The organism is Pseudomonas sp. AC247 (assembly GCF_979258015.1).
Genome location: NZ_OZ409829.1, coordinates 1,654,492 through 1,676,437 on the forward strand (window position 1 = coordinate 1,654,492; position 21,946 = coordinate 1,676,437).

The 21,946-nt window shown below is 59.8% G+C and carries 15 protein-coding genes; 9 read left to right on the forward strand and 6 right to left on the reverse strand.

Annotation, left to right across the window (positions count from 1 at the left end):
• Nucleotides 1-8 precede the first annotated feature (8 nt).
• Nucleotides 9-1,172, reverse strand: coding sequence for an isovaleryl-CoA dehydrogenase (locus ACZZ0B_RS07650; protein ID WP_008082097.1), 1,164 nt, complete (start codon nt 1,170-1,172; stop codon nt 9-11).
• A 294-nt stretch (nt 1,173-1,466) separates the two neighbouring features.
• Here ACZZ0B_RS07650 and ACZZ0B_RS07655 point away from each other — a divergent pair, with 294 nt between their 5' ends.
• Complete coding sequence (locus tag ACZZ0B_RS07655) at nt 1,467-3,164, forward strand: AMP-binding protein (protein WP_463544767.1); 1,698 nt, start codon at nt 1,467-1,469, stop codon at nt 3,162-3,164.
• A gap of 663 nt (nt 3,165-3,827) precedes the next feature.
• Here the strand turns inward: ACZZ0B_RS07655 and ACZZ0B_RS07660 are convergent.
• The 3 genes from ACZZ0B_RS07660 to ACZZ0B_RS07670 all read right to left on the reverse strand — a co-directional run bounded on the left by ACZZ0B_RS07660 (nt 3,828) and on the right by ACZZ0B_RS07670 (nt 6,357).
• A complete protein-coding gene (locus ACZZ0B_RS07660) occupies nt 3,828-4,727 on the reverse strand; it encodes a hydroxymethylglutaryl-CoA lyase (RefSeq protein WP_463544768.1) in 900 nt (299 codons plus the stop codon).
• 150 nt (nt 4,728-4,877) lie between these two features.
• Nucleotides 4,878-5,279: a MerR family transcriptional regulator gene (locus ACZZ0B_RS07665; RefSeq protein WP_008082100.1), complete on the reverse strand. Its 402-nt coding sequence runs from the start codon at nt 5,277-5,279 to the stop codon at nt 4,878-4,880.
• Between the two features lie 142 nt (nt 5,280-5,421).
• Nucleotides 5,422-6,357 carry a LysR family transcriptional regulator gene (locus ACZZ0B_RS07670; protein WP_008082101.1) on the reverse strand — a complete coding sequence of 312 codons (936 nt, stop codon included), beginning with the start codon at nt 6,355-6,357 and terminating at the stop codon, nt 5,422-5,424.
• 184 nt (nt 6,358-6,541) lie between these two features.
• Between ACZZ0B_RS07670 and ACZZ0B_RS07675 the strand changes: the two genes are divergently transcribed.
• On the forward strand, nt 6,542-7,771 hold the full coding sequence (locus tag ACZZ0B_RS07675) for an acyl-CoA dehydrogenase (protein WP_008082102.1): 1,230 nt from the start codon (nt 6,542-6,544) through the stop codon (nt 7,769-7,771).
• Nucleotides 7,772-7,916: 145 nt separating this feature from the next.
• Here ACZZ0B_RS07675 and ACZZ0B_RS07680 read toward each other — a convergent pair whose 3' ends face one another.
• Both ACZZ0B_RS07680 and xthA read right to left on the reverse strand, forming a co-directional pair.
• Complete coding sequence (locus ACZZ0B_RS07680; protein ID WP_463544769.1) at nt 7,917-9,251, reverse strand: substrate-binding domain-containing protein; 1,335 nt, start codon at nt 9,249-9,251, stop codon at nt 7,917-7,919.
• Nucleotides 9,252-9,542: 291 nt separating this feature from the next.
• Complete coding sequence (xthA, locus tag ACZZ0B_RS07685; protein WP_008082104.1) at nt 9,543-10,355, reverse strand: exodeoxyribonuclease III; 813 nt, start codon at nt 10,353-10,355, stop codon at nt 9,543-9,545.
• Between the two features lie 326 nt (nt 10,356-10,681).
• Between xthA and ACZZ0B_RS07690 the strand changes: the two genes are divergently transcribed.
• The 7 genes from ACZZ0B_RS07690 to ACZZ0B_RS07720 all read left to right on the forward strand — a co-directional run bounded on the left by ACZZ0B_RS07690 (nt 10,682) and on the right by ACZZ0B_RS07720 (nt 21,651).
• Entirely contained in the window at nt 10,682-11,332 is a 651-nt protein-coding gene (locus tag ACZZ0B_RS07690) for a GNAT family N-acetyltransferase (RefSeq protein ID WP_008082105.1), read from the forward strand.
• Nucleotides 11,333-11,398: 66 nt separating this feature from the next.
• The gene (locus ACZZ0B_RS07695) at nt 11,399-13,126 is read left to right on the forward strand and encodes an autotransporter assembly complex protein TamA (RefSeq protein ID WP_045123153.1); all 1,728 of its coding nucleotides are present in this window, start codon (nt 11,399-11,401) and stop codon (nt 13,124-13,126) included.
• Nucleotides 13,123-16,797: a translocation/assembly module TamB domain-containing protein gene (locus ACZZ0B_RS07700; protein WP_463544770.1), complete on the forward strand. Its 3,675-nt coding sequence runs from the start codon at nt 13,123-13,125 to the stop codon at nt 16,795-16,797. The genes ACZZ0B_RS07695 and ACZZ0B_RS07700 overlap by 4 nt, the downstream gene beginning before the upstream one ends.
• A 120-nt stretch (nt 16,798-16,917) precedes the next feature.
• Nucleotides 16,918-18,237 carry a hypothetical protein gene (locus tag ACZZ0B_RS07705; RefSeq protein ID WP_463544771.1) on the forward strand — a complete coding sequence of 440 codons (1,320 nt, stop codon included), beginning with the start codon at nt 16,918-16,920 and terminating at the stop codon, nt 18,235-18,237.
• 254 nt (nt 18,238-18,491) lie between these two features.
• Complete coding sequence (locus ACZZ0B_RS07710) at nt 18,492-18,974, forward strand: MarR family winged helix-turn-helix transcriptional regulator (RefSeq protein WP_008082119.1); 483 nt, start codon at nt 18,492-18,494, stop codon at nt 18,972-18,974.
• Nucleotides 18,964-20,433 (forward strand): efflux transporter outer membrane subunit, encoded by a 1,470-nt coding sequence (locus ACZZ0B_RS07715; protein WP_463544772.1) that lies wholly within the window; start codon nt 18,964-18,966, stop codon nt 20,431-20,433. Before ACZZ0B_RS07710 ends, ACZZ0B_RS07715 begins: the two co-directional genes overlap by 11 nt.
• Before the next feature lie 15 nt (nt 20,434-20,448).
• Nucleotides 20,449-21,651: an HlyD family secretion protein gene (locus ACZZ0B_RS07720; protein ID WP_008082123.1), complete on the forward strand. Its 1,203-nt coding sequence runs from the start codon at nt 20,449-20,451 to the stop codon at nt 21,649-21,651.
• The last annotated feature ends 295 nt before the right edge of the window (nt 21,652-21,946 follow it).

Sequence of the window (21,946 nt, forward strand, 5' to 3'; positions counted from 1 at the left end):
AGCTCCGTTTAGCGGGTTTCGTTGAACAGTTCGCGACCGATCAGCATGCGACGGATCTCACTGGTGCCGGCGCCGATTTCGTACAGCTTGGCGTCACGCAGCAGACGGCCCGCCGGGAATTCGTTGATGTAACCGTTACCGCCGAGAATCTGGATCGCGTCGAGGGCCATTTGTGTAGCGCGCTCAGCGGTGTAGAGGATTACCCCGGCGGCATCTTTACGGGTGGTTTCGCCACGCTCGCAAGCCTGCGCAACCGCATAGAGATAAGCACGGCTAGCATTGAGTTGGGTGTACATGTCGGCGACTTTGCCCTGGATCAGCTGGAACTCGCCGATGCTTTGGCCGAACTGCTTACGGTCGTGGATGTACGGCACGATCAGGTCCATGCACGACTGCATGATCCCGGTCGGACCGCCGGACAGCACCACGCGCTCGTAATCGAGGCCGCTCATCAGTACTTTTACGCCGCCGTTGAGCACGCCGAGGATGTTTTCTTCCGGCACTTCGACGTCGTCGAAAAACAGCTCGCAAGTGTTGGAGCCGCGCATGCCGAGCTTGTCGAACTTGTTGCTGCGGCTGAAGCCTTTCCAGTCACGTTCAACGATAAACGCAGTAATGCCGTGCGGGCCTTTTTCCAGATCGGTCTTGGCATAGATCACGTAAGTGTTGGCGTCAGGGCCGTTGGTGATCCAGGTTTTGCTGCCGTTGAGGACGTAACGGTCGCCGCGTTTGTCCGCGCGCAGTTTCATCGAAACCACATCGGAACCGGCATTCGGTTCGCTCATCGCCAATGCGCCGACGTGCTCGCCGCTGATCAGCTTGGGCAGGTATTTGGTTTTTTGTTCGTGGTTACCGTTGCGGTTGATCTGGTTGACGCAGAGGTTGGAATGCGCGCCATAGGACAGCGCCACCGAAGCCGAGCCACGGCTGATTTCTTCCATCGCCACGACGTGCGCCAGGTAACCCAGGCCGGCGCCGCCGTACTCTTCCGGCACAGTGATGCCGAGCAGGCCCATGTCACCGAATTTGCGCCACATGTCGGCAGGGAACAGGTTGTCGCTGTCGATCTGCGCCGCACGCGGGGCGATCTCCTTGGCGACAAAGGACTGAACCTGATCGCGCAGCATGTCGATGGTTTCACCGAGGGCGAAGTTCAGGGATGGATAGCTCATGGGTCACCTTTTTGGCTTTTTTGTAGGGTGGGGAGGGCGGTCACTCGGCTCTCACCTTTACGTTAACGTAAGCCCGTGACGAATGGCTGTCAATCACCCTTTACGTTAACGTCAACTTGAGCGAGAGTAGGGCAGTTCAAGATTGAAAGCTGATTAGTTTTTGTAGGAGTGAGCCTGCTCGCGATCGCGTCGTGTCAGTCGACGTAAGTGTTGACTAATGGATCGAGATCGCGAGCAGGCTCACTCCTACAAGTGACCGTCGGCAACCCATAAATAAAGACAATAGGGGTCGTCATGGATCAACCCAGTGCAAACCCGCAGCGCAGCTACACCCGTGGTTCACAAGACAAAGCCTTGTTGGCGATGACCATCGGGCAGAAGTTCGATCAGACGGTGGCGCAATACCCCGACGGTGAAGCGCTGGTCGTGCGCCATCAGCGACTGCGCTATTCCTGGCGACAACTGGCCGACGCGGTGGATCTGCACGCCAGAGCGCTGCTCGCCCTGGGTTTACAGGCCGGCGACCGTCTCGGCATCTGGGCACCGAACTGCGCGCAGTGGTGCATCACCCAGTTCGCCACGGCGAAAATCGGCGTGATTCTGGTCAACGTCAACCCGGCCTACCGCAGTTCCGAACTGGAATACGTGCTCAAACAATCCGGCTGCCAATGGCTGGTCTGCGCCGGGGCGTTCAAATCCTCCAACTACCACGGCATGTTGCAAGGGCTGGTGCCGGAACTGGCCGAACAATCCATTGGCCAACTGCGCAGCGAGCGCCTGCCGGAGTTGCGCGGGGTGATCAGTCTCGACGGACAACCGCCATCAGGTTTCCTGCCATGGTCACAATTGACCGACATGGCCGCCAGCGTTACCGCAGAACAACTCAGCGAACGCAGCAACAGCCTGCACTTCGATCAACCGGTAAACATTCAGTACACCTCCGGCACCACCGGTTTCCCCAAAGGCGCGACCCTCAGCCACTACAACATCCTCAACAACGGTTACATGGTCGGCGAAAGCATTGGCCTGACCCCGCACGATCGCCTGGTGATCCCGGTGCCGCTGTACCACTGCTTCGGCATGGTCATGGGCAATCTCGGCTGCGTCACCCACGGCAGCACGATGATTTACCCCAACGATGCGTTCGATCCGTTGCTGACTCTGCAGACCGTCGCCGAAGAAAAAGCCACCGGCCTCTACGGCGTGCCGACCATGTTCATCGCCATGCTCGATCAGCCGCAACGCGCCGAATTCGACCTGTCGAGCCTGCGCACCGGGATCATGGCCGGCGCCACCTGTCCGATTGAAGTGATGCGCCGGGTCATCAGCGAGATGCACATGAGCGAAGTGCAGATCGCCTACGGCATGACCGAAACCAGCCCGGTGTCGCTGCAAACCGGCCCCAACGATGAGCTGGAACTGCGCGTGACCACCGTCGGCCGCACCCAGCCGCAACTGGAAAGCAAGATCATCGACGAGGCCGGCAACCTCGTGCCGCGTGGCACCATCGGCGAACTGTGCACCCGTGGTTACAGCGTGATGCTCGGCTACTGGAGCAATCCGCAAGCCACCGCTGAAGCCATCGATGAGGCCGGCTGGATGCACACCGGCGACCTGGCGAGTATGAACGAGGAGGGTTACGTCAACATCGCCGGGCGTAACAAAGACATGATCATTCGTGGCGGCGAGAATGTTTATCCGCGTGAGCTGGAAGAGTTTTTCTTCACCCATCCGGCGGTGGCGGACGTGCAGGTGATCGGTATTCCGTGCTCGCGTTACGGCGAGGAGATTGTTGCCTGGATCAAATTCCACCCCGGTCACAACGCCTCCGAGCTGGAGCTGCAAACCTGGTGCAAGGAGCGCATCGCACACTTCAAGACGCCACGGCACTTCAAGTTCGTCGAAGAGTTTCCGATGACGGTGACGGGCAAGGTCCAGAAATTCAGGATGCGCGAAATCAGCATCGAGGAAATCAAAACAATCGAGCGGTAACCACAACCCTGTGGGAGCTGGCTTGCCAGCGATGGCGTCAGGTCAGGCAGCATCTATGTTGATGATCCACCGCAATCGCTGGCAAGCCAGCTCCCACAGGGTTTTGTATGGTTTCGGGAATCGCAGAAAGCACAAAGGGGAGCCGAGGCTCCCCTTTAATTTTGTCGTCGCGTGCTCTTTTTTATTATTGAGGGTCGGTCTGTTGTTGTTTTTGGCAACCGTGGCCCTTTACCGCTGTTTTTGGCGACCCCCATCCGGGGTCAAGAGCAAACGTATTTTTTTGAGCGCTGATCTGCTTTCTCGTTAACGATCCAACCGATTCGGGAGCTACCTGAAGGTAGTTTTATTGTTCTCTGCCCGGTTGCGGGTCACTCCTGAGAGCACCCTGAAAAGCACACCTTCTCCAAAAAAATCTGTTAGCTGCGTCTCTGCCGTGTTGTTTTTGTTATGTCAGAGTCGGTACGTCTTATTTTTATTGGTTTGCTGCTTTTTATTCTTGTTATGCCATAGAGATAGCAGAAGCCGTGCCAACTTTTAAAAAATCTTATAAATCAACAACTTAATAATTTCTGAGATTTTTCGTTCAGACGAAACCAGACAATTTGTTTCCGTGTTACTCGCTTGAGCCCCACATTCCGGACACAGCGGTAACACCTTCTGCCCTCACTGTGCGCTACGAGCCTTGGCCACGCGCGAACCGCTCGGGCGGCCGAGCACCGCGCTGATCTGCTGACCCACGGCAATCAAGGCGTCCAGGTCGATTCCTGTGTCGATGCCGAGGCCGTTGAGCAGGTACACCACATCTTCAGTCGCAACGTTACCGCTCGCACCTTTGGCGTACGGACAGCCGCCAAGGCCCGCGATAGAGCTGTCGAACACGGAAATGCCTTCGAGCAGGCTGGCGTAGATATTGGCCATGGCCTGGCCGTAGGTGTCATGGAAATGCCCGGCGAGTTTGTCCCGTGGTACCTGCGCCGAAACCACTTCAAACAAGCGTCGAGTCGCGCCAGCGGTGCCGGTGCCGATGGTGTCGCCCAACGAAACTTCGTAGCAGCCCATCGCATACAACTCACGCGCGACCATCGCCACTTGCTCTGGCGCGACCGTGCCTTCGTACGGGCAACCGAGCACACAGGACACGTAACCGCGCACGGTAACGCCGTGTTGTTGCGCCGCTTCCATGATCGGCGCAAAGCGCGCCAGGCTCTCGCTGATCGAGCAGTTGATGTTGCGCTGCGAGAAGGCTTCGGACGCGGCGGCGAACACCGCCATTTCCTTGACCCCGGCGGCGATCGCATCTTCGAAGCCGCGCAGGTTCGGCGCCAGTGCGCCGTAGGTCACGCCGGGTTTGCGCTGGATCTGCGCGAACACTTCAGCGGAACCGGCCATCTGCGGCACCCACTTGGGCGAGACGAAACTGCCGACTTCTATATAGCCAAGACCAGCGGCGCTGAGGGCATCGACCAGTTGCACCTTGTCGGCGACGCTGATCGGTTGGGCTTCGTTCTGCAGGCCATCGCGCGGGCCGACTTCGATCAGGCGTACTTGGGAGGGGAGGGACATGGCGGTTGACCTGCTGATTATCTTGAATTCATGGAGAACCCTGTGGGAGCGGGCTTGCCCGCGATGGCGTCGGGTCAGTCAACATCAATGCTGGATGTTCCGGCCTCATCGCGGGCAAGCCCGCTCCCACAGGGGAGGAGTCGTGTCGAATTACTGCGCTACTTGCTGGCTTTTGAGGGTTTGCTCCAGCGCCTGCACGCAGCGCTCTTCGGCGGTATCGAGTTCAAGTTTCATCTGTTCGATATCCAGCAACTGCTGCTCAAGCTGTTCGCGGCGCTCGGCGATTTTCGCCAGCATGCTGTTGAGCTGCTTGGTGTTACCGCTGGAGGGATCGTAAAGCTCGATCAGTTCACGGCATTCGGCCAGCGAGAAGCCAATTCGCTTGCCACGCAGGATCAGCTTCAGGCTGACCTTGTCGCGCGGCGAATAGATGCGTTCCTGGCCACGGCGCTCAGGACTGAGCAGGCCTTGCTCTTCATAAAAGCGGATCGCCCGGGTGGTGATGTCCAGCTCGCGGGCGAGGTCGGAAATGCTGTAGGTCTGGCTGCTCATGGGCGCGCTCGGCAAAAGGTCTTGGCGCTAAGCTAATGGCAGGTTTACGTTTACGTCAAGCAAGAAAAAGATCGCAGCCTGCGGCAGCTCCTACACCGATCCATGTAGGAGCTGCCGCAGGCTGCGATCTTTTGATCTTTCCTCAAACCACCTGCTTATCCAGCTTCTTCTCCTGTGCCGTCACCTGCTGGCACAACTCGATCATCTGCTCGCGCATCCAGCGATTCGCCGGGTCCTGATCGGTGCTTTCATGCCAATACAGATGCGTCTCCACTGGCGGCACATCGTTCACCGGCAGGTTAAACGCCTGCAGCTCATGCCGCCGGGCGAAGCGCTCCGGCACGGTCATGACCATATCGGTCTGCTGCATCACCTGCGACGCCATCAAATAGTGCTGCGAACGCAGGGCAATCTTGCGCTGAATGCCCATTTTGCCCAGCGCCAGATCGACATACCCCAGACCACTGCGCCGGCTGGAGATGTGGATATGCGTCAGTGACAGATAATCATCCAGCGAGAGCTTTTCCTTGCCCGCCATCGGATGCCCCTTGCGCATCGCACACACGTAACGGTCTTCCATCAGTTTGACGTGGCGCACTTGCGGGTCGGTGTTGAGCGGTGCATCCACGGCAAAATCCAGACGCCCGGCCGCGAGTTCCTTGGTGGTCTCACGGCGTTTGGACAAGAAGCTTTCGATGATTACCGTCGGCGCGAGGCGACGCAGGCGCTGGAACAGCGGCGGCAGAATCACGGCCTCGGTGAGGTCGGTCATGCTGATGCGGTAAGTCTTGACCGCCTGCGTCGGGTTGAAAATGCGGCTTTCCTGAACCGACACGCGCAGCAACGACAGCGCATTGCGCACCGGGCCGATGATGTTCTGCGCCATCGGCGTCGGCACCATGCCCTGAGCCGTGCGCACGAACAGCGGATCGTTGAAGGTTTCGCGCAACCGCGCCAGGGCGTTGGACACCGCCGGCTGGGTGATGCCGACAATCTGCCCGGCGCGGGTCAGATTGGCTTCGGTGTAGATCGCGTCGAAGACGATGAAAAGGTTGAGGTCGACCTTACTCAGATTCATAACGCGGCTTCTCTTGTTTTTAAGGGCGGTGTTTAGGGGCTGACGATCAGTGGATCATATATCGGTGATGAATGTTTATACACGCCGAGAATAGGCTAGGTAAATTATCAGCGCTGTTCTAGCATCGATTGCATGACCTAAACAACCTTTGCTCAAGAACTGCCTTAACCATCGGGAGCTGCTCATGGATTTCGCTTATTCGCCCAAGGTGCAAGAACTGCGTGAGCGCGTAACCGCGTTCATGGACACTTACGTTTACCCGGCCGAAGCCGTGTTCGAGCGCCAGGTCGCCGAAGGCGATCGCTGGCAGCCGACGGCGATCATGGAAGAGCTCAAAGCCCGCGCCAAAGCCGAAGGCCTGTGGAATCTGTTCCTGCCGGAATCGGAACTCGGTGCCGGCCTGAGCAACCTTGAGTACGCGCCGTTGGCGGAAATCATGGGCCGCTCGCTGCTCGGGCCTGAGCCGTTCAACTGCTCGGCGCCAGACACCGGCAACATGGAAGTGCTGGTGCGCTACGCCAACGAAGAGCAGAAACAGCGCTGGCTCGAACCGCTGCTGCGCGGCGAGATCCGTTCGGCGTTCGCCATGACTGAACCGGATGTAGCGTCCTCAGACGCCACCAACATGGCCGCACGCGCCGTGCGTGACGGCGACGAGTGGGTGATCAACGGTAAAAAATGGTGGACCTCCGGCGCCTGCGATCCGCGCTGCAAGATCCTCATCTTCATGGGCCTCAGCGATCCCGATGCGCCACGTCACGCCCAGCACTCGATGATCCTTGTGCCGGTTGACACTCCCGGCGTGAAAATCGTCCGCCCGTTGCCGGTGTTCGGTTACGACGACGCCCCGCACGGCCACGCCGAAGTGCTGTTCGACAACGTGCGTGTGCCGTACGAAAACGTCCTGCTCGGTGAAGGACGCGGTTTTGAAATCGCACAAGGTCGTCTCGGCCCGGGTCGAATTCACCACTGCATGCGTTCAATCGGCATGGCCGAGCGCGCATTGGAATTGATGTGCAAACGTGCGGTGAGCCGTACCGCATTCGGCAAACCGCTGGCGCGTCTTGGCGGCAACGTCGACAAGATCGCCGACTCGCGGATGGAGATCGACATGGCGCGCCTGCTGACGCTGAAAGCGGCGTACATGATGGACACCGTGGGTAACAAAGTGGCGAAAAGCGAAATCGCGCAGATCAAAGTGGTTGCGCCGAACGTCGCGCTGCGGGTGATCGACCGGGCGATCCAGATGCATGGCGGGGCAGGGGTGTCGAATGATTTCCCGCTGGCCTATATGTACGCCATGCAACGTACGCTGCGTCTGGCCGATGGCCCGGACGAAGTGCACCGCGCGGCGATCGGCAAGTTCGAGATCGGCAAATATGTGCCGAAGGAAATGCTGCGCAGCGAACGCTGATCCAACACCGCGTTAGCGTTCATCGCTGGCAAGCCAGCTCCCACAGGGATCTCCAGTGAACACAAATTTTGTGAACACCAGAGAAATCTGTCGGAGCTGGCTTGCCAGCGATGGCGTCAGCAGGTGCAACCCATCAACATCAGGCTCAATACACCCAAACCTCAACCCGCCGATTCTTGATCCGCCCCTCATCCGCATTGTTCGCCGCCACCGGCATCAACGCGCCAAACCCGCGAACCTCACGCAGCACCACGCCGTTCTTCACCAGCTCCCGCCGCACGGCCATCGCCCGTAGCTTCGACAGCAGATCCGCCCGCGCCGGGTCGTCCTTGAGATCGCCGAAACCCACCAGCGTCACCGCGCGCTCGGTCTTGTCGTGGCGCTTTATATAGTCGAACACCCGCGCCAGATCCTGACGCGCCTTGTTGTCCAGACTCGCGCTGCCTTCTTCAAAACGGAAGTTGACTGTCAGACGCTGGGCGTGGCGGCTGAGGGACTGATAACCCTCGGGCATCAGCGCATTCGGCGCGACGGACATGGCGTGCACGGTCTGACTGATGAAGCCACTGCGCGCGACAATCTCCTGGCCTTGACGACTTTGCGCAAACGTCACCAAAGCCTTCGCCCATGGATTGTTGCTGTCGGGCGGCAGATAGAAGAACAACCGCCGTGACAGTGGATAGTCTTCAGTGGCGATCAAACTGTTAAGCGGCAGCATCGATTGCGACGCGCCGTCGGCAATCGCCACAGCTTTGGCCTGACGCACGTAGGGCAAACCGATAAAACCGATGCCCTGCGTATCGCTGCTCACTGCGTCGGACAATTGCTCGCTGGACTCAAACCTTTTCGCCGCGATACTGAGACTTTTCCCACGACGACTGAGGACCAGTTCCTTGAATGTGTCGTACGTGCCGGACTGATCATCGCGTGCATATAAATGAATCGCACCGCCACGCCCGCCGAGGTCTTCCCAGGTTTTTACCTCACCACTAAAGATCCGCGCCAGTTGCTCGGTGTCCAGTTGCTGCAGCGAATTGTCGGGATGGAGGATGATCGCCAGCCCATCAATGGCGATGACTTGCTCAGCGGCGGGGCTTTTCAGATCGCCCAGCGATTGCAGGCTGAGTAACTCGTTGTCCTTGATTTCACGGGAAGAGGCGGCCAAGTCGGCGCTGGCATTTTTCAACGCGGTGAAACCGGTGCTGGAGCCGTGGGCGGCGACTTCGATGACCACGCGTTTACCTTGCGCGGTCTGGCCGACAATGCGCTGCTCGTTGGCGGTGTCCGGGGTTTCGCGGTGGATTTTCAGCAGGCCTTGTTCCTGCAGCAAGCCTTCGACCAGCGCCGGGCCGAGTTCGGCGCCGATGGTGTTGGAACCTTGAATGCGCAAGGCCGGGCCGTCGTCCGGCACCGGCAAACCGGCGGCAGACACCGTCAGCCATGCGCTCAGCAGAAAAACGAACAGAACACGCAGGGTCATGCCGGCACCGAGTCAAGCCAAGGGGATTGCCGGGGAGATTAAGTCAGAAAAGTTACTTTAAGATGACAGCGATCTAAATGTGAAAAGGCTTTTGTGGCGAGGGGATTTATCCCCGATGGTTGGCGAAGCCGACCCAAAACCTGTGAATGCGGTTTAACAGAAAGAATTTGGGGGCGCTTCGCACCCCATCGGGGATAAATCCCCTCGCCACAGGTACTTCTACTGACCACCCAATTCAGGTCATCTGAGTAAAGAACCCCATAGCCATATGGGGCTCAGGTGTTTCGAGTATCAGGCCAGTTCAAGCCAGATCGGCGCATGATCGGACGGCTTCTCCATCCCGCGCAATTCATAGTCCACGCCCGCAGCCTTCACCCGCGGCAACAAACCGTGCGACGCCAGAATCACATCAATGCGCAACCCGCGTTTCGGCTCGTCCTCAAACCCTCGGCTGCGGTAGTCGAACCAACTGAACATGTCGGTCACGTCCGGGTTGAGGTGGCGATAACTGTCCGTCAGGCCCCAGTTTTTCAAACGTGCCATCCACTCGCGTTCTTCCGGCAGGAAGCTGCATTTGCCGGTTTTCAGCCAGCGCTTCATGTTGTCCGGGCCGATGCCGATGTCGCAGTCTTCCGGGGAAATGTTTACATCGCCCATCACCACCACGGGCTGTTCGTTGTGGAACTGGCTTTCCAGCAGCGCTTGCAGATCGCTGTAAAAACGCTGCTTGGCGGGGAATTTGGTCGGGTGGTCGCGGCTTTCACCCTGAGGGAAATAGCCGTTCATGATCGTTACCGGCACGCCGTTGGCGTCGGCGAAGGTGCCCCAGATAAAGCGGCGCTGGGCGTCTTCTTCATCGGTGGCGAAACCTTTGTGAATGGCGATCGGTTCCTGGCGCGAGAGCATGGCCACGCCGTAATGACCTTTCTGGCCGTGGAAATACACGTGGTAGCCGAGGGCGCGGACTTCTTCGAGCGGGAACTGGTCGTCGTGGACCTTGGTTTCCTGCAGGCCGATAACGTCCGGCTGGTGTTTTTCGATCAGCGCTGCCAGCTGATGCGGACGGGCGCGCAGTCCGTTGATGTTGAAGGAAACGATCTTCATGGTCGGCAGTCCTGGCAAAAGGGCGATGCTAGCTGACAGGCGGGAAATGGGCCAGTGTGGGGTGGGAGAAATCATTTTTGGCTGTGGGATTGGTGGTGTCTGTACCGGCCTCATCGCTGGCAAGCCAGCTCCCACAGTTTTTTGTGGTGATTGGGGATGTTGTGTCCGACGCGAATCCTGTGGGAGCTGGCTTGCCAGCGATGAGGTCCGCCCGGTCGATGAAGATCCAAGCTTGGTCTATACCTGTGGGGAACTGTCCCACCGCCAAAAGGTTCGTACCAACAAGAGCGCCGCCATTTGCACGCGCCCCGGGGAGAATCACCGTCATGCCTGAAACCCAGACCGCCATCGCCGACATTCATATGCTCGACCGCGGTTATTCCCGCGAAGCCCGCTCGCTGCTCTATCAGGCCTACCGCCACGAACCGACCTTCGGCTACCTGTTCGAAGCCGAGCGTCCCGGCTACGAACAGCGCGTGCGTGCCACCGTGCGCGAACTGGTCAAACAGCATTTCCTCCAGGACCTGCCGGCGATCGGCCTGCTGGTCAACGACCGCCTGATCGGCATCGCCCTGATCGCGCCACCGCAACGCCGCCTGGGCATCACCGAAAGTTGGGCGTGGCGTTTGCGCATGGTGCTCAGCACCGGTTTCCGTTGCACTCGGCGCTATCTGGAATACCACGATGCCGTTTCCGCGTGTGTGCCGACCGAGTCAGTGCACATGCTGCCGCTGTTGGGCATTCATCCGCAGTACCAAGGCAAACACTTTGGCGAACAACTGCTGACCGCCGTACACAACTGGTGCGCGGTCGATGAAACCTCGCAAGGCGTGGTGCTCGACACCGGCAACCCGCGCTACCTGGAATTTTATAAAAGGCAGGGTTACGAGGAGATCGGCGAGGTTGCCGTCGGCCCGGTGCGTGAACACGTATTTTTCCACGCCAATCCGCAGGTGTTACAAACTGCAACAGCATAACAATCGAACTTCTCGGGAAATTTCCTGTTCTATCACGCTCCCAAGCCCGTGATAGCATCCGCGCCTATGAAGTTTCCAGGAAGATTTACCAGTGGCGTGCTCATGCTGTTATCCAGCTGCGCGGCGCTGGCGCAAAGTGAATTGGACGTGCGGATCAAACCGTCCAACGACGAACTCAAGGCCAATATAGAAGGCTATATCGGCAGCCTCGGCGATCGTGACGAAGAAGCTCTGCAGCGCTTCAGTCGCGGCGCCGAAGAGCAGGCGCGCAAAGCCGCGCAGGCGTTGGGCTACTATCAGCCGCAGATCGAAAGTGACGTCAAGGGCGGCGAAAAACCGCGCCTGGTGCTGAACATCGATCCGGGCGAGCCGATTCGCCTGCGTAACGTCACTGTCCGCGTCGACGGCCCGGCGGCCTCCCTCAAATCCTTTCGTGTACCGAAAAGCGACGTGCTGAAATCCGGCGCGGTGCTCAACCATGGGCGTTACGAAGACGCCAAAAGACTTATTCAGAATCAGGCCTCGCGCTTCGGTTTCTTCAGTGGCCATTTCACCAGCCAGAAACTCCTGGTCGACCCGCGCGCGGGTGTCGCCGACGTCGAACTGATCTATGACAGCGGCCCGCGTTATGCGCTGGGCAAAGTCAAATTCGAGGGCGACACGCCGTTCGACGAAGACCTGCTGCAACGCATGGTGCCGTTCAAGGAAGGTGAACCGTATGATTCCGAGCTGATCGCCGAGCTCAACCGCGACCTGCAATCGAGCGGCTATTTTGAAGGCGTGCGCGTCGATGCCGCACCGACCGCGGCGAAAAACGATGTGATCCCGGTCGACGTCAAGCTCGACACGCGCAAACCACGCACCATGGGCCTGGGGCTCGGTTATTCAACCGACGTCGGCCCGCGCATCAAGGCCAACTGGACGCGCCACTGGGTCAACCCGCAAGGCGACAGTTATGGCTGGGAAGCCGAACTCTCGGCGCCGCGACAAAACGTCGGGCTGTTCTACGACATTCCGCTCGACCCGCCACTGACCGACAAACTGCGTTGGGCCGGCGGCTATCAGTTCGAAGACATCGACGGCTCCGACACCTTGAGCAAACTGCTGACCTTCGGCCCGGAATGGCACAGCAAGTTGCCGAGCGGCTGGCAGCGGGTGATCTCGTTGAAATGGCAGCGTGAAGAATACGAACTCGGCGACGATTCCGGCCTGAGCACCTTGCTGATGCCCGGCATCAGTTACTCGTACCTGAAAAGCGACAACCGCATCGACCCGCGCAACGGCTATCGCCTGAGCTTCGAAAGCAAAGTGGCCAAGGAAGGTCTGGGTTCCGACAACAACCTTTTATATGGCACCGCGCTGGTCAAAGGCTTGACCACGGTGTTCGACAAGCACCGCTTCCTCGGACGTGTGCAGGTCGGCGGCAGCGCCACCAACGGCTACAACTCGGTGCCACCGTCGCTGCGTTTCTTCGCCGGTGGCGATCAGAGCGTGCGCGGTTACGACTACCAGAGCCTGTCGCCGAAAAACTCCGAGGGCGATCGCATCGGGGGCCGTTACATGGTCGCCGGTAGCGTCGAATATCAATACTCGATCGCCGAGAAATGGCGCGTGGCGACCTTCGTCGATCAGGGTAATTCCTTCAACAAACTCGAACTGCCGAACCTCAAGACCGGGGTCGGTATTGGTGTGCGCTGGGTCTCGCCGGTCGGGCCGATCCGCCTCGACCTGGCCCACGCACTCGACGACGATGGCGGCATCCGGCTGCACTTTTCCATGGGGCCTGAGCTGTGAAGCGTGGTTTGAAAATAACGGCACTGGCGCTATTGGCGTTGGTCTTGTTGATTGTATTGAGCCTCACTGCCGTGCTCGGCACGCAGGCTGGCAGCCGTTGGTTATTGAGTCTCGTACCCGGCCTGACGGTAGACAATTTCCACGGTCGTCTTGGCGGGCAATGGAGTGCCGATCATCTGTTGTGGCAGCAGGACAGCAGCCGGGTGGAGCTGAACCAGGCGATCTTCGCCTGGTCGCCGCTGTGCCTGACGCGCATGACCTTGTGCATCGAACAGCTTCAGGCGGATCAGGTCATCCTGCAATTTCCGCCGAGCGAAGAAACCACCGAAAGCGGTCCGATCAAATTGCCGGACCTGCAACTGCCGCTGGCCATTGAGCTGGGCGACGTCAAGGTCGGCAGTCTGCTGTTCAACGGCAGCGAACAGCTCAAGGGTTTGCAACTGGCAGCGCACTGGACCGCTCAGGGCATGCAGATTGAAAGCATCAAATTGCAGCGCGACGACCTCAGCCTGAACCTGTCCGGCACCCTCGCGCCGACCGGTAACTGGCCGCTGAACATCGCCGGTGACCTGACGTTGCCATCGCCGGATAAGGGCCCATGGACGCTGGCGCTAAAAATCGACGGCGACCTGCTGAAAACCCTCAACCTGCACGCCGACAGTCGTGGCTACCTCGACGGCCAATTGAACGGCGAGTTGCAACCACTGGTGGAAAATCTGCCGGCCAAGCTGCGCATTACCAGCGACGGGTTCAAACCGAGCGCCGACCTGCCCGACACCCTGCAACTCAATCAATTGCTGCTGACCGGCGAAGGCGACCTGAAAAACGGTTACCAGTTAAACGGCAACGCTACGCTGCCGGCCGATAAGGGCCCGGTGGCGCTGCTGCTCAAAGGCAAAGTCGACGCCAGCGGCGCGCAGATTGCCGGCCTCGACCTCACGGCCAACGACAAACAAAGCCTCAAACTCAGCGGCAGCGTCGATTGGAGCAAGGGCCTCAGCGCCCAGGCCAATATCAATTGGCAGGACTTCCCGTGGCACCGGCTCTATAACGAAATCGATGAGCCACAAGTCGCCTTGCGTACGTTTACTGGCGAAGTCTCCTACACCGACGGTCAATACCTCGGCAACTTCGCGGCTGCACTCGACGGCCCGGCGGGCGCGTTTACGTTGAGCAGTCCGTTCAGCGGCAGCCTGAAACAGATCGCTTTGCCGCAACTGAAAATGCAAGCCGGGCAGGGCAAGGCCGAAGGTCACGTCAACGTACAGTTCGCCGACGGCATCGCCTGGGACACGGCGCTGGATCTCTCGGCGCTCAACCCGGCGTACTGGGTGGCTGAACTGCCGGGCACGTTGGCCGGGCCGCTGAAAAGCCAGGGCGAAATGAAGAACGAACGCCTGAGCCTGACTGCTGACCTCGACTTGAAAGGCAAACTGCGCGGGCAACCGGCGATCCTCCAGGCCAAGGCCGACGGTGCCGGCGAGCAATGGAACCTGAATGCCCTGCAAATTCGCCTCGGCGACAACAGCATCAGCGGCAAGGGCAGCCTGCAACAAAAGCTCACCGGGCAGATCGACATCAAATTGGCGCGTCTGGCCCAGCTCTGGCCAGAGCTGCGCGGGCAGATCAACGGCCGCGTCGATGTCGCCGGCACGCTGAAAGCACCGCAGGGCAAGCTCGGCCTGCAAGGTTCGCAACTGGCGTTCCAGGACAATCGCCTGCAAAGCCTCAACCTCGACGCCACGCTCGACAGTGTGCAACGGGCGAAAATTGACCTCAAGGGCTCCGGCATTCAGGCCGGTGACACCTCGCTGGGCACGCTGACCGCCAGCGCCCAAGGCGACATCAAGAGCCAGAAACTCAGCCTCGACTTGCTCGGGCCGAAGCTGAAACTGGCCCTCGGCCTCGACGGTAATCTGGACAAGGGCAACTGGCGCGGTCGCTTGGCCAACGGCGATATTCAGGCCGGTGGCCAGGACTGGAAACTGCAAAATCCGGCCAAACTCGAACGTCTCGCCGACGGCAAAATCAACTTCGGCGCGCATTGCTGGATGTCCGGCAGTGCCAGCCTGTGCGGTGAAGACCAACGGCTGATGCCGGAGCCGAAACTGCGCTACCACCTCAAGCAATTCCCGATCGAAAGCCTCGCGCAATGGCTGCCGAAAGACTTCGCCTGGCAGGGCAAGCTCAACGCCGACCTGCAACTGGACCTGCCGGCCAGCGGCCCGAACGGCGTGGTCAGCATCGACGCCAGCGGCGGCACCTTGCGCATCAAGGACAAGGATCAGTGGCTGGACTTCCCGTACCAGACGCTGAAACTCACCAGCAAACTGACGCCGAAACGCGTCGACACCGAACTCAATTTCGTCGGCGGCAAACTCGGCGAATTGATGGTGCAGGCGCAACTCAATCCGTTGCCGAAAAACAAACCGCTGAGCGGCTCGTTCCGTTTCACCGGCCTGGATCTGTCAGTGGCGCGGCCGTTTGTGCCAATGGTCGAGAAACTCACCGGGCGCCTCAATGGCAGCGGCACGATTTCCGGCGGATTGCTGGCGCCGTTGGTCAACGGCACCGTGCAACTGAGCGACGGTGAAGTGTCCGGCGCCGAGTTGCCGATGGAGTTGCAGAATCTGCAACTCACTGCCCTGATTGCCGGTGAATCGGTGCGCCTCGACGGCGGCTGGAAAAGTGGCAAGAGCGGGCAGGGCAGCCTCAACGGTAACGTCGCCTGGGGCCAGGCACTGGTGGTCGATCTGGCGTTGAAAGGCACGCAGCTGCCGGTCACCGTCGAGCCGTACGCCAAGCTGGAAGTGGCGCCGGACCTGAAAATCTCCATGGCCGACGATGAGCTGAAAATTGCCGGCAAAGTGCTGGTGCCCAAAGGCGAAATCACCGTGCGGGAGCTGCCGCCTTCGACGGTGAAAGTCTCCGACGACACGATCATCGTCGGTGCGCAGACTGAACAGGGCAAACCGCCGATGGCCATGAAAATGGACATCGACGTGGCGGTCGGGGACGACAAACTCGCCTTCGCCGGTTTTGGTCTGACCGCCAATGTGCAAGGCCACGTGCACATCGGCGACAACATGGACACCCGCGGCGAGCTGTGGCTCAACGACGGCCGCTACAGCGCCTACGGGCAGCGCCTGTCCGTGCGCCGAGCGCGTTTGCTGTTCGCAGGTCCCATCGATCAACCGTACCTGGACATCGAAGCGATCCGCCAGACCGACGACGTGATCGCCGGTATTCGTCTGAGCGGCAGCGCCGAGCAACCGACCACGCAGATCTTCTCCGAACCGGCGATGAGCCAGGAACAGGCACTGTCGTATCTGGTCCTCGGCCGTCCGCTGAGCACCAACGGCGAAGACAACAACATGCTCGCGCAAGCGGCGTTGGGGTTGGGTTTGATGGGCAGTTCCGGGGTCACCAGCAGTCTGGCCAAGGATCTGGGGATTCAGGACTTCCAGCTCGACACGGCGGGCAGCGGCGATGCCACCAGCGTGGTGGCCAGCGGCAATATTACCGAGAAGCTCAGTTTGCGTTATGGCGTGGGCGTGTTTGAACCGGCCAGCACCATCGCGTTGCGCTACAAGCTGAGCAAGAAGGTTTACGTCGAAGCGGCCAGTGGCGTCGCGAGTTCCCTGGATATCTTCTACAAACGCGATTTCTAAACCGCGTCATCAATAGCCGGGTCGCGACGCTGCGATCCGGCTTTTGCAGAATGTATTAGACTCACCGCAGTTCGAAAGCAGCGCGGTTTGCGGCTGCCTGAAGAGAACAGGGGGGCGCACATGGTCCGCTTGAGTATGGTCTTGCTCGGTCACGACTTTGTCCGCAAGCGTTGGTCTGCGCTGGCGCTGACGGGCGTCCTCTGGGGTGCGGCCGGTGTGGGCATCTTCATCGATGCGCTGGATGGTGTTCTGTACTTCCCGCTGCATGTCTTTGGCTATCTGTTGTTGCTCGAAGCGCTGATCCTGCTGCTGGTGCCGGCACCGCAAGCCGGCACCGCTGCGGCCCTGCGCAGAGCGCGAGGACTGGCTTTTCTCTTGTTGGGGCTGCTGATCGTCGACCGGCAACATGCTGCCGGGCTGATTCTGGCGGTGCTGTTTGGTGGGGCTTTTTTGCTCGATGGCGGCTTTCGGTTTGCGGCGGCGCTGGTGGTGCGCTTTGTTGGGTGGCAAGTGTCGCTGCTGGCGGGTTTGTTCGAAATCGGCTTTGGCGTGTTTATCCTCGAGCCATTCCCGACGCTGTATAAGGGCACGGTGCCGTTCTGCATTGGCATGAGCCTGTTTCTCTCGGGCTGCGCCTTGTTGCGGCAAGCGGTGCGCTTCAAACACCAGCCGCCGCTGACAAGCCCTTTGTCGGTCAGTACGCCGGCCGGCAGCGAGGCGCTGGTGGTGCATGTCTGGACCCCCAGCGGCACCGTCGATGACACCTTGGTGCGCAACCGACTGCTCAATCGCTACATCGCGGCGGTCGACATCAACGGCGTTATCTCCGCCGGCCATGCGGCACTGGAATGTGGCCCGGACATCTACGTCAGTCATTACCCGCAGGATGACATTGATCGTTCGGCTGGGGATTTCGTGCGCTTGCTGCGGGCGACGCCAAACAACGATGTTGCCGGCCGGTTTCTGCCTGATTATGCGGGGGAGGTGGCTGACTGGTGTCCCTCTTCGGTGCAGGTCAGTTTTGCCCGCTACGATGCCCGGCGGCTCAGTGCGTTCTGGGCGGACTATCGGCAGAACAGCACGTACAACCTGACCAGTCGCAATTGTTCCAGCGCTGTTGCCCATAGCCTCGAAGCGGCCCTTGAAGGGGCGATGAACCGCGGCCATTCGAGCATGCTGGATTTCGCCCGGGTCGTCTTCAGCCCCGAGTTCTGGGTCGCCGCGCAAGTGCGCAAACGCGCCGAGGCAATGGCCTGGACGCCCGGACTGGTGCTCGACTATGCGCGAGCGCTGCATGCGGCCATCGAGCCGGCACCGCCGGGTTGGCACAGCATTTATGCGGTGAGCAAACGCGCCTTTGGGTACGTGGCGACTGCCTTGCGTGGGCGTGAGGTGCATCCAGTGCAACCGCCGCCTGTGCATCCCTCTGACGATTCCTGACCGACGTTCCACCGAGTCGCCCCAATCGCTGGCAAGCCAGCTCCCACAGGTTTCTGCGGCGTGCATGAATTTTGTGTGCGACACGGACCCTGTGGGAGCTGGCTTGCCAGCGATGGCGTCAGGGTGTTCACCGCAATCTCCCAGCCCATTGGTCAACTATTTACAAAGCTTCCTAACTATTTCGTTGACATTCGCTGCCTAGGCAGTAACATCTCGACATACATTCACTGCCTAGGCAGTTATTAGGTAAGCACATGAAGCATTTCACCCCGGACGAATTCAAACATTGCCATCTCGGCCTGTTGCTTGGCCGTGCTGCGCTGCTCAAGGACCGGATCATCGACACTCACATGGAACCTCACGGCATCACCGCCGCGCAGTTCAAGGTGTTGATCATCATGGCCCAGTACGGCGTCGATACCCCGGCCGAGCTGTGCCGGCATCTGTCGCTGGACAGCGGCTCGATGACACGCATGCTTGATCGTCTGGAGCAGAAAGGTTTCCTGGCTCGCCAACGCAGCGAAGGCGATCGCCGTCAGGTGCAACTGACCCTGACCGAGCAAGGCCAGCAATTGGCTGATCGCCTGCCGCACATCGGCGCCGACGCGATGAATGAATTGGCCGGCGCCGTCACCCCGGACGAGTTGAAGACCCTGGAATACATCCTCAAGAAAATCCTGCTGGCAGCCGGTGACCCGATCACCCTCCAGCGCTTAGGTGAACACAATGAGCGGTAAAACCTTGCGCAGCAGCCTGACCCTGGTGCTGTCGGCGATGATCCTCGCCGGTTGCGCCAACTACAGTGGCCTCGACACTCAAGGCAAAAACCTTGACGCGGCGAGCCTGAAAACCGGCCAATCCCTCAACGGCGTGACCCTGTCGCCCGCCGCGTGGCCAAAAAGCGATTGGTGGACGAGTCTGGGCGATCCGCAACTCGACGGCTTGATCCGCGAAGCCCTGCACGACAGCCCTGACATGCAGATCGCCGCCGCCCGCGCCCATCAGGCCAGCGCCGCCGCGTATGCCGCCGACGCCGCCCGTTATCCGACCCTCGACGCCAGCGCCGGCATCAGCCGTTCGCGTCTGGCCAAGGATCAGGATCCGCTGGGGCAGGGCGATGCCTACGCCACCGTGCGTAATGTCAGCGCCGGCTTCAATTACAACTTCGACCTGTGGGGTGGCCAGCGTGATGCCTGGGAAGCTGCACTCGGTCAGGCCCGCGCCGCTGAAGTCGATCGCCAGGCCGCGCAGTTGACGCTCGCCGCCGACGTCGCTCGTGCCTACAGCGATCTCGGTCAGGCGCACATCGTTTATGACCTGGCCAGCGACGACCTCAAGCGCACCAAGCAAATGCTCGACCTGAGCCAGCGTCGCCTGAGTTCCGGGATCGACAGCCAGTACCAGTTCCAGCAAACGCAAAGCCTGGAAGCCAGCTCCGAAGCCAGCCTGATCGACGCGGAAAAACGTCTGAACAGCGCCAAAATCGCTTTGGCTGTGCTACTCGGCAAAGGCCCGGATCGCGGCAATGAAATCGCCCGACCGAAAGTGTTGCAGGCCAGCGCTGTTGCCGTGCCGTCGGTATTGCCAGCCGAGCTGCTCGGTCGTCGCCCGGATCTGGTCGCCGCGCGCTGGCGCGTAGAAGCGACGAGCAAAGACATCGACTCGGCGAAAACCCAGTTCTATCCCAACTTGAATTTGTCGGCCTCGGCCGGTGCCGAATCCTTGTTGGGTGACGCGATGTTCGGTTCGGCCAGTCGCTTCTTCAACATTGCCCCGACCATCTCGGTGCCGATCTTCGACGGCGGACGCCTGCGCGCCAACCTCGATGCGCGCGACGCCGATTACGATCTGGCGGTGGCGCAGTACAACAAAAGCCTGGTGAAGGCACTGGGCGATGTCAGCGACACGATCAACCAGTTGCGTGACATCGGCCGGCAGATCGGTGCGCAGCAGCACGCCACCGACATTGCCCAGGATTCTTACAACACCGTCGTCCAGCGTTACGGTTCCGGCATCGGCAACTACCTGGACGTGCTCAGCATCGAGCAGCAATTGCTGCAGGCCCAGCGTCAACTGGCCACCCTCAATGCCGAGCAGATCGACCTGTCGATTCAACTGATGCAAGCGCTGGGCGGTGGTTTCCAGGGTGACACCCTGACCGCAGCCAACGCCACCCCAGCCACGCCGCACAACTAATTCAAGGTAATTGTCATGGCCACTGCCGAAAACACCCAAGCTCAAGGCAACACCCCGGACACCGGCAACCCGCGCAAACGCAAAGTCATGCTGTTGGTGCTGGCCGTTGTGGTTGCACTCGCCTGCGCCGGCGTCTGGGCGTATCACGAGTTCATCGGACGCTTCAATGAAAGCACCGACGACGCCTACGTCAACGGTAACGTTGTGGAAATCACCCCGCTGGTGACCGGCACGGTGGTCAGCATCGGTGCTGACGACGGTGATCTGGTTCACGAAGGTCAGGTGCTGATCAACTTCGACCCGAACGACGCCGAAGTCGGCCTGCAAAGTGCCCAGGCGAAACTGGCGCGCACCGTGCGTCAGGTACGCGGTCTGTACAGCAACGTTGATGGCATGAAAGCCCAGGTCAACGCGCAACAGGCTGAAGTGCAGAAAGCCCAGGACAATTACAACCGCCGGAAAAACCTGGCGCAGGGCGGGGCGATTTCCCAGGAAGAACTGTCCCACGCCCGCGACGACCTGACCTCGGCGCAAAACGCCCTGGCCAACGCCAAACAGCAACTGAAAACCACCAGCGCGCTGGTCGATGACACCGTAGTTTCATCGCACCCGGACGTGATGTCGGCCGCTGCCGATCTGCGTCAGGCGTACCTGACCAATGCCCGTAGCACCTTGATTGCGCCGGTGACCGGTTATGTCGCCAAACGCACCGTGCAACTCGGTCAGCGTGTGCAACCGGGCACCGCGTTGATGGCGGTGATTCCGCTGGATCAACTGTGGATCGACGCCAACTTCAAGGAAACCCAACTGCGTGACATGCGCATCGGTCAGCCGGTCGATATCGAATCCGACATTTACGGCAGCGACGTGAAATACAGCGGCACCGTCGACAGCCTCGGCGCCGGCACCGGTAGCGCGTTTGCCTTGCTGCCGGCGCAAAACGCCACGGGTAACTGGATCAAGATTGTTCAGCGTGTGCCGGTGCGTATCCACATAAATGCCGAAGAACTGGCCAAGCACCCGCTGCGCGTCGGTCTGTCGACCAACGTTGAAGTGAACCTGCACGACCAGAGCGGCCCGGTGCTGGCGCAGCAACCACCGCAAAAGGCCTCGTTCAGCACCAACGTCTACGACCGCCAACTGGCCGAAGCCGACGCGATGATTGCGCAGCTGATCCACGACAACAGCGCCGCGGTCAGCAAAACCGCGCAACGCTGATACGTTCCCCTTTGGGAACAGGCTCTGAAGTTCAGGTTTTACCTGTGGCCAAGGGATTTATCTGAGGAAAAGGGATGACCTGTTAATAGGGGATTTATCTGAGGAAAAGGGATTACCTGTTAATAGGGGATTTATCTGAGGAAAAGGGATTACCTGTTAATAGGGGATTTATCTGAGGAAAAGGGATTACCTGTTAATAGGGGATTTATCTGAGGAAAAGGGATTACCTGTTGATAGGGGATTCATTGTGGTGAGGGGATTTATCCCCGATGGGTCGCGTAGCGGCCCCGCTTTT

Bases quoted from the DNA above. Each gene is read 5' to 3' on its own strand.
- ACZZ0B_RS07650 (WP_008082097.1), bottom strand. From the start codon at position 1,172: ATGAGCTATCCATCCCTGAACTTCGCCCTCGGTGAAACCATCGACATG.
- ACZZ0B_RS07655 (WP_463544767.1), top strand. From the start codon at position 1,467: ATGGATCAACCCAGTGCAAACCCGCAGCGCAGCTACACCCGTGGTTCA.
- ACZZ0B_RS07660 (WP_463544768.1), bottom strand. From the start codon at position 4,727: ATGTCCCTCCCCTCCCAAGTACGCCTGATCGAAGTCGGCCCGCGCGAT.
- ACZZ0B_RS07665 (WP_008082100.1), bottom strand. From the start codon at position 5,279: ATGAGCAGCCAGACCTACAGCATTTCCGACCTCGCCCGCGAGCTGGAC.
- ACZZ0B_RS07670 (WP_008082101.1), bottom strand. From the start codon at position 6,357: ATGAATCTGAGTAAGGTCGACCTCAACCTTTTCATCGTCTTCGACGCG.
- ACZZ0B_RS07675 (WP_008082102.1), top strand. From the start codon at position 6,542: ATGGATTTCGCTTATTCGCCCAAGGTGCAAGAACTGCGTGAGCGCGTA.
- ACZZ0B_RS07680 (WP_463544769.1), bottom strand. From the start codon at position 9,251: ATGACCCTGCGTGTTCTGTTCGTTTTTCTGCTGAGCGCATGGCTGACG.
- xthA (WP_008082104.1), bottom strand. From the start codon at position 10,355: ATGAAGATCGTTTCCTTCAACATCAACGGACTGCGCGCCCGTCCGCAT.
- ACZZ0B_RS07690 (WP_008082105.1), top strand. From the start codon at position 10,682: ATGCCTGAAACCCAGACCGCCATCGCCGACATTCATATGCTCGACCGC.
- ACZZ0B_RS07695 (WP_045123153.1), top strand. From the start codon at position 11,399: ATGAAGTTTCCAGGAAGATTTACCAGTGGCGTGCTCATGCTGTTATCC.
- ACZZ0B_RS07705 (WP_463544771.1), top strand. From the start codon at position 16,918: ATGGTCCGCTTGAGTATGGTCTTGCTCGGTCACGACTTTGTCCGCAAG.
- ACZZ0B_RS07710 (WP_008082119.1), top strand. From the start codon at position 18,492: ATGAAGCATTTCACCCCGGACGAATTCAAACATTGCCATCTCGGCCTG.
- ACZZ0B_RS07715 (WP_463544772.1), top strand. From the start codon at position 18,964: ATGAGCGGTAAAACCTTGCGCAGCAGCCTGACCCTGGTGCTGTCGGCG.
- ACZZ0B_RS07720 (WP_008082123.1), top strand. From the start codon at position 20,449: ATGGCCACTGCCGAAAACACCCAAGCTCAAGGCAACACCCCGGACACC.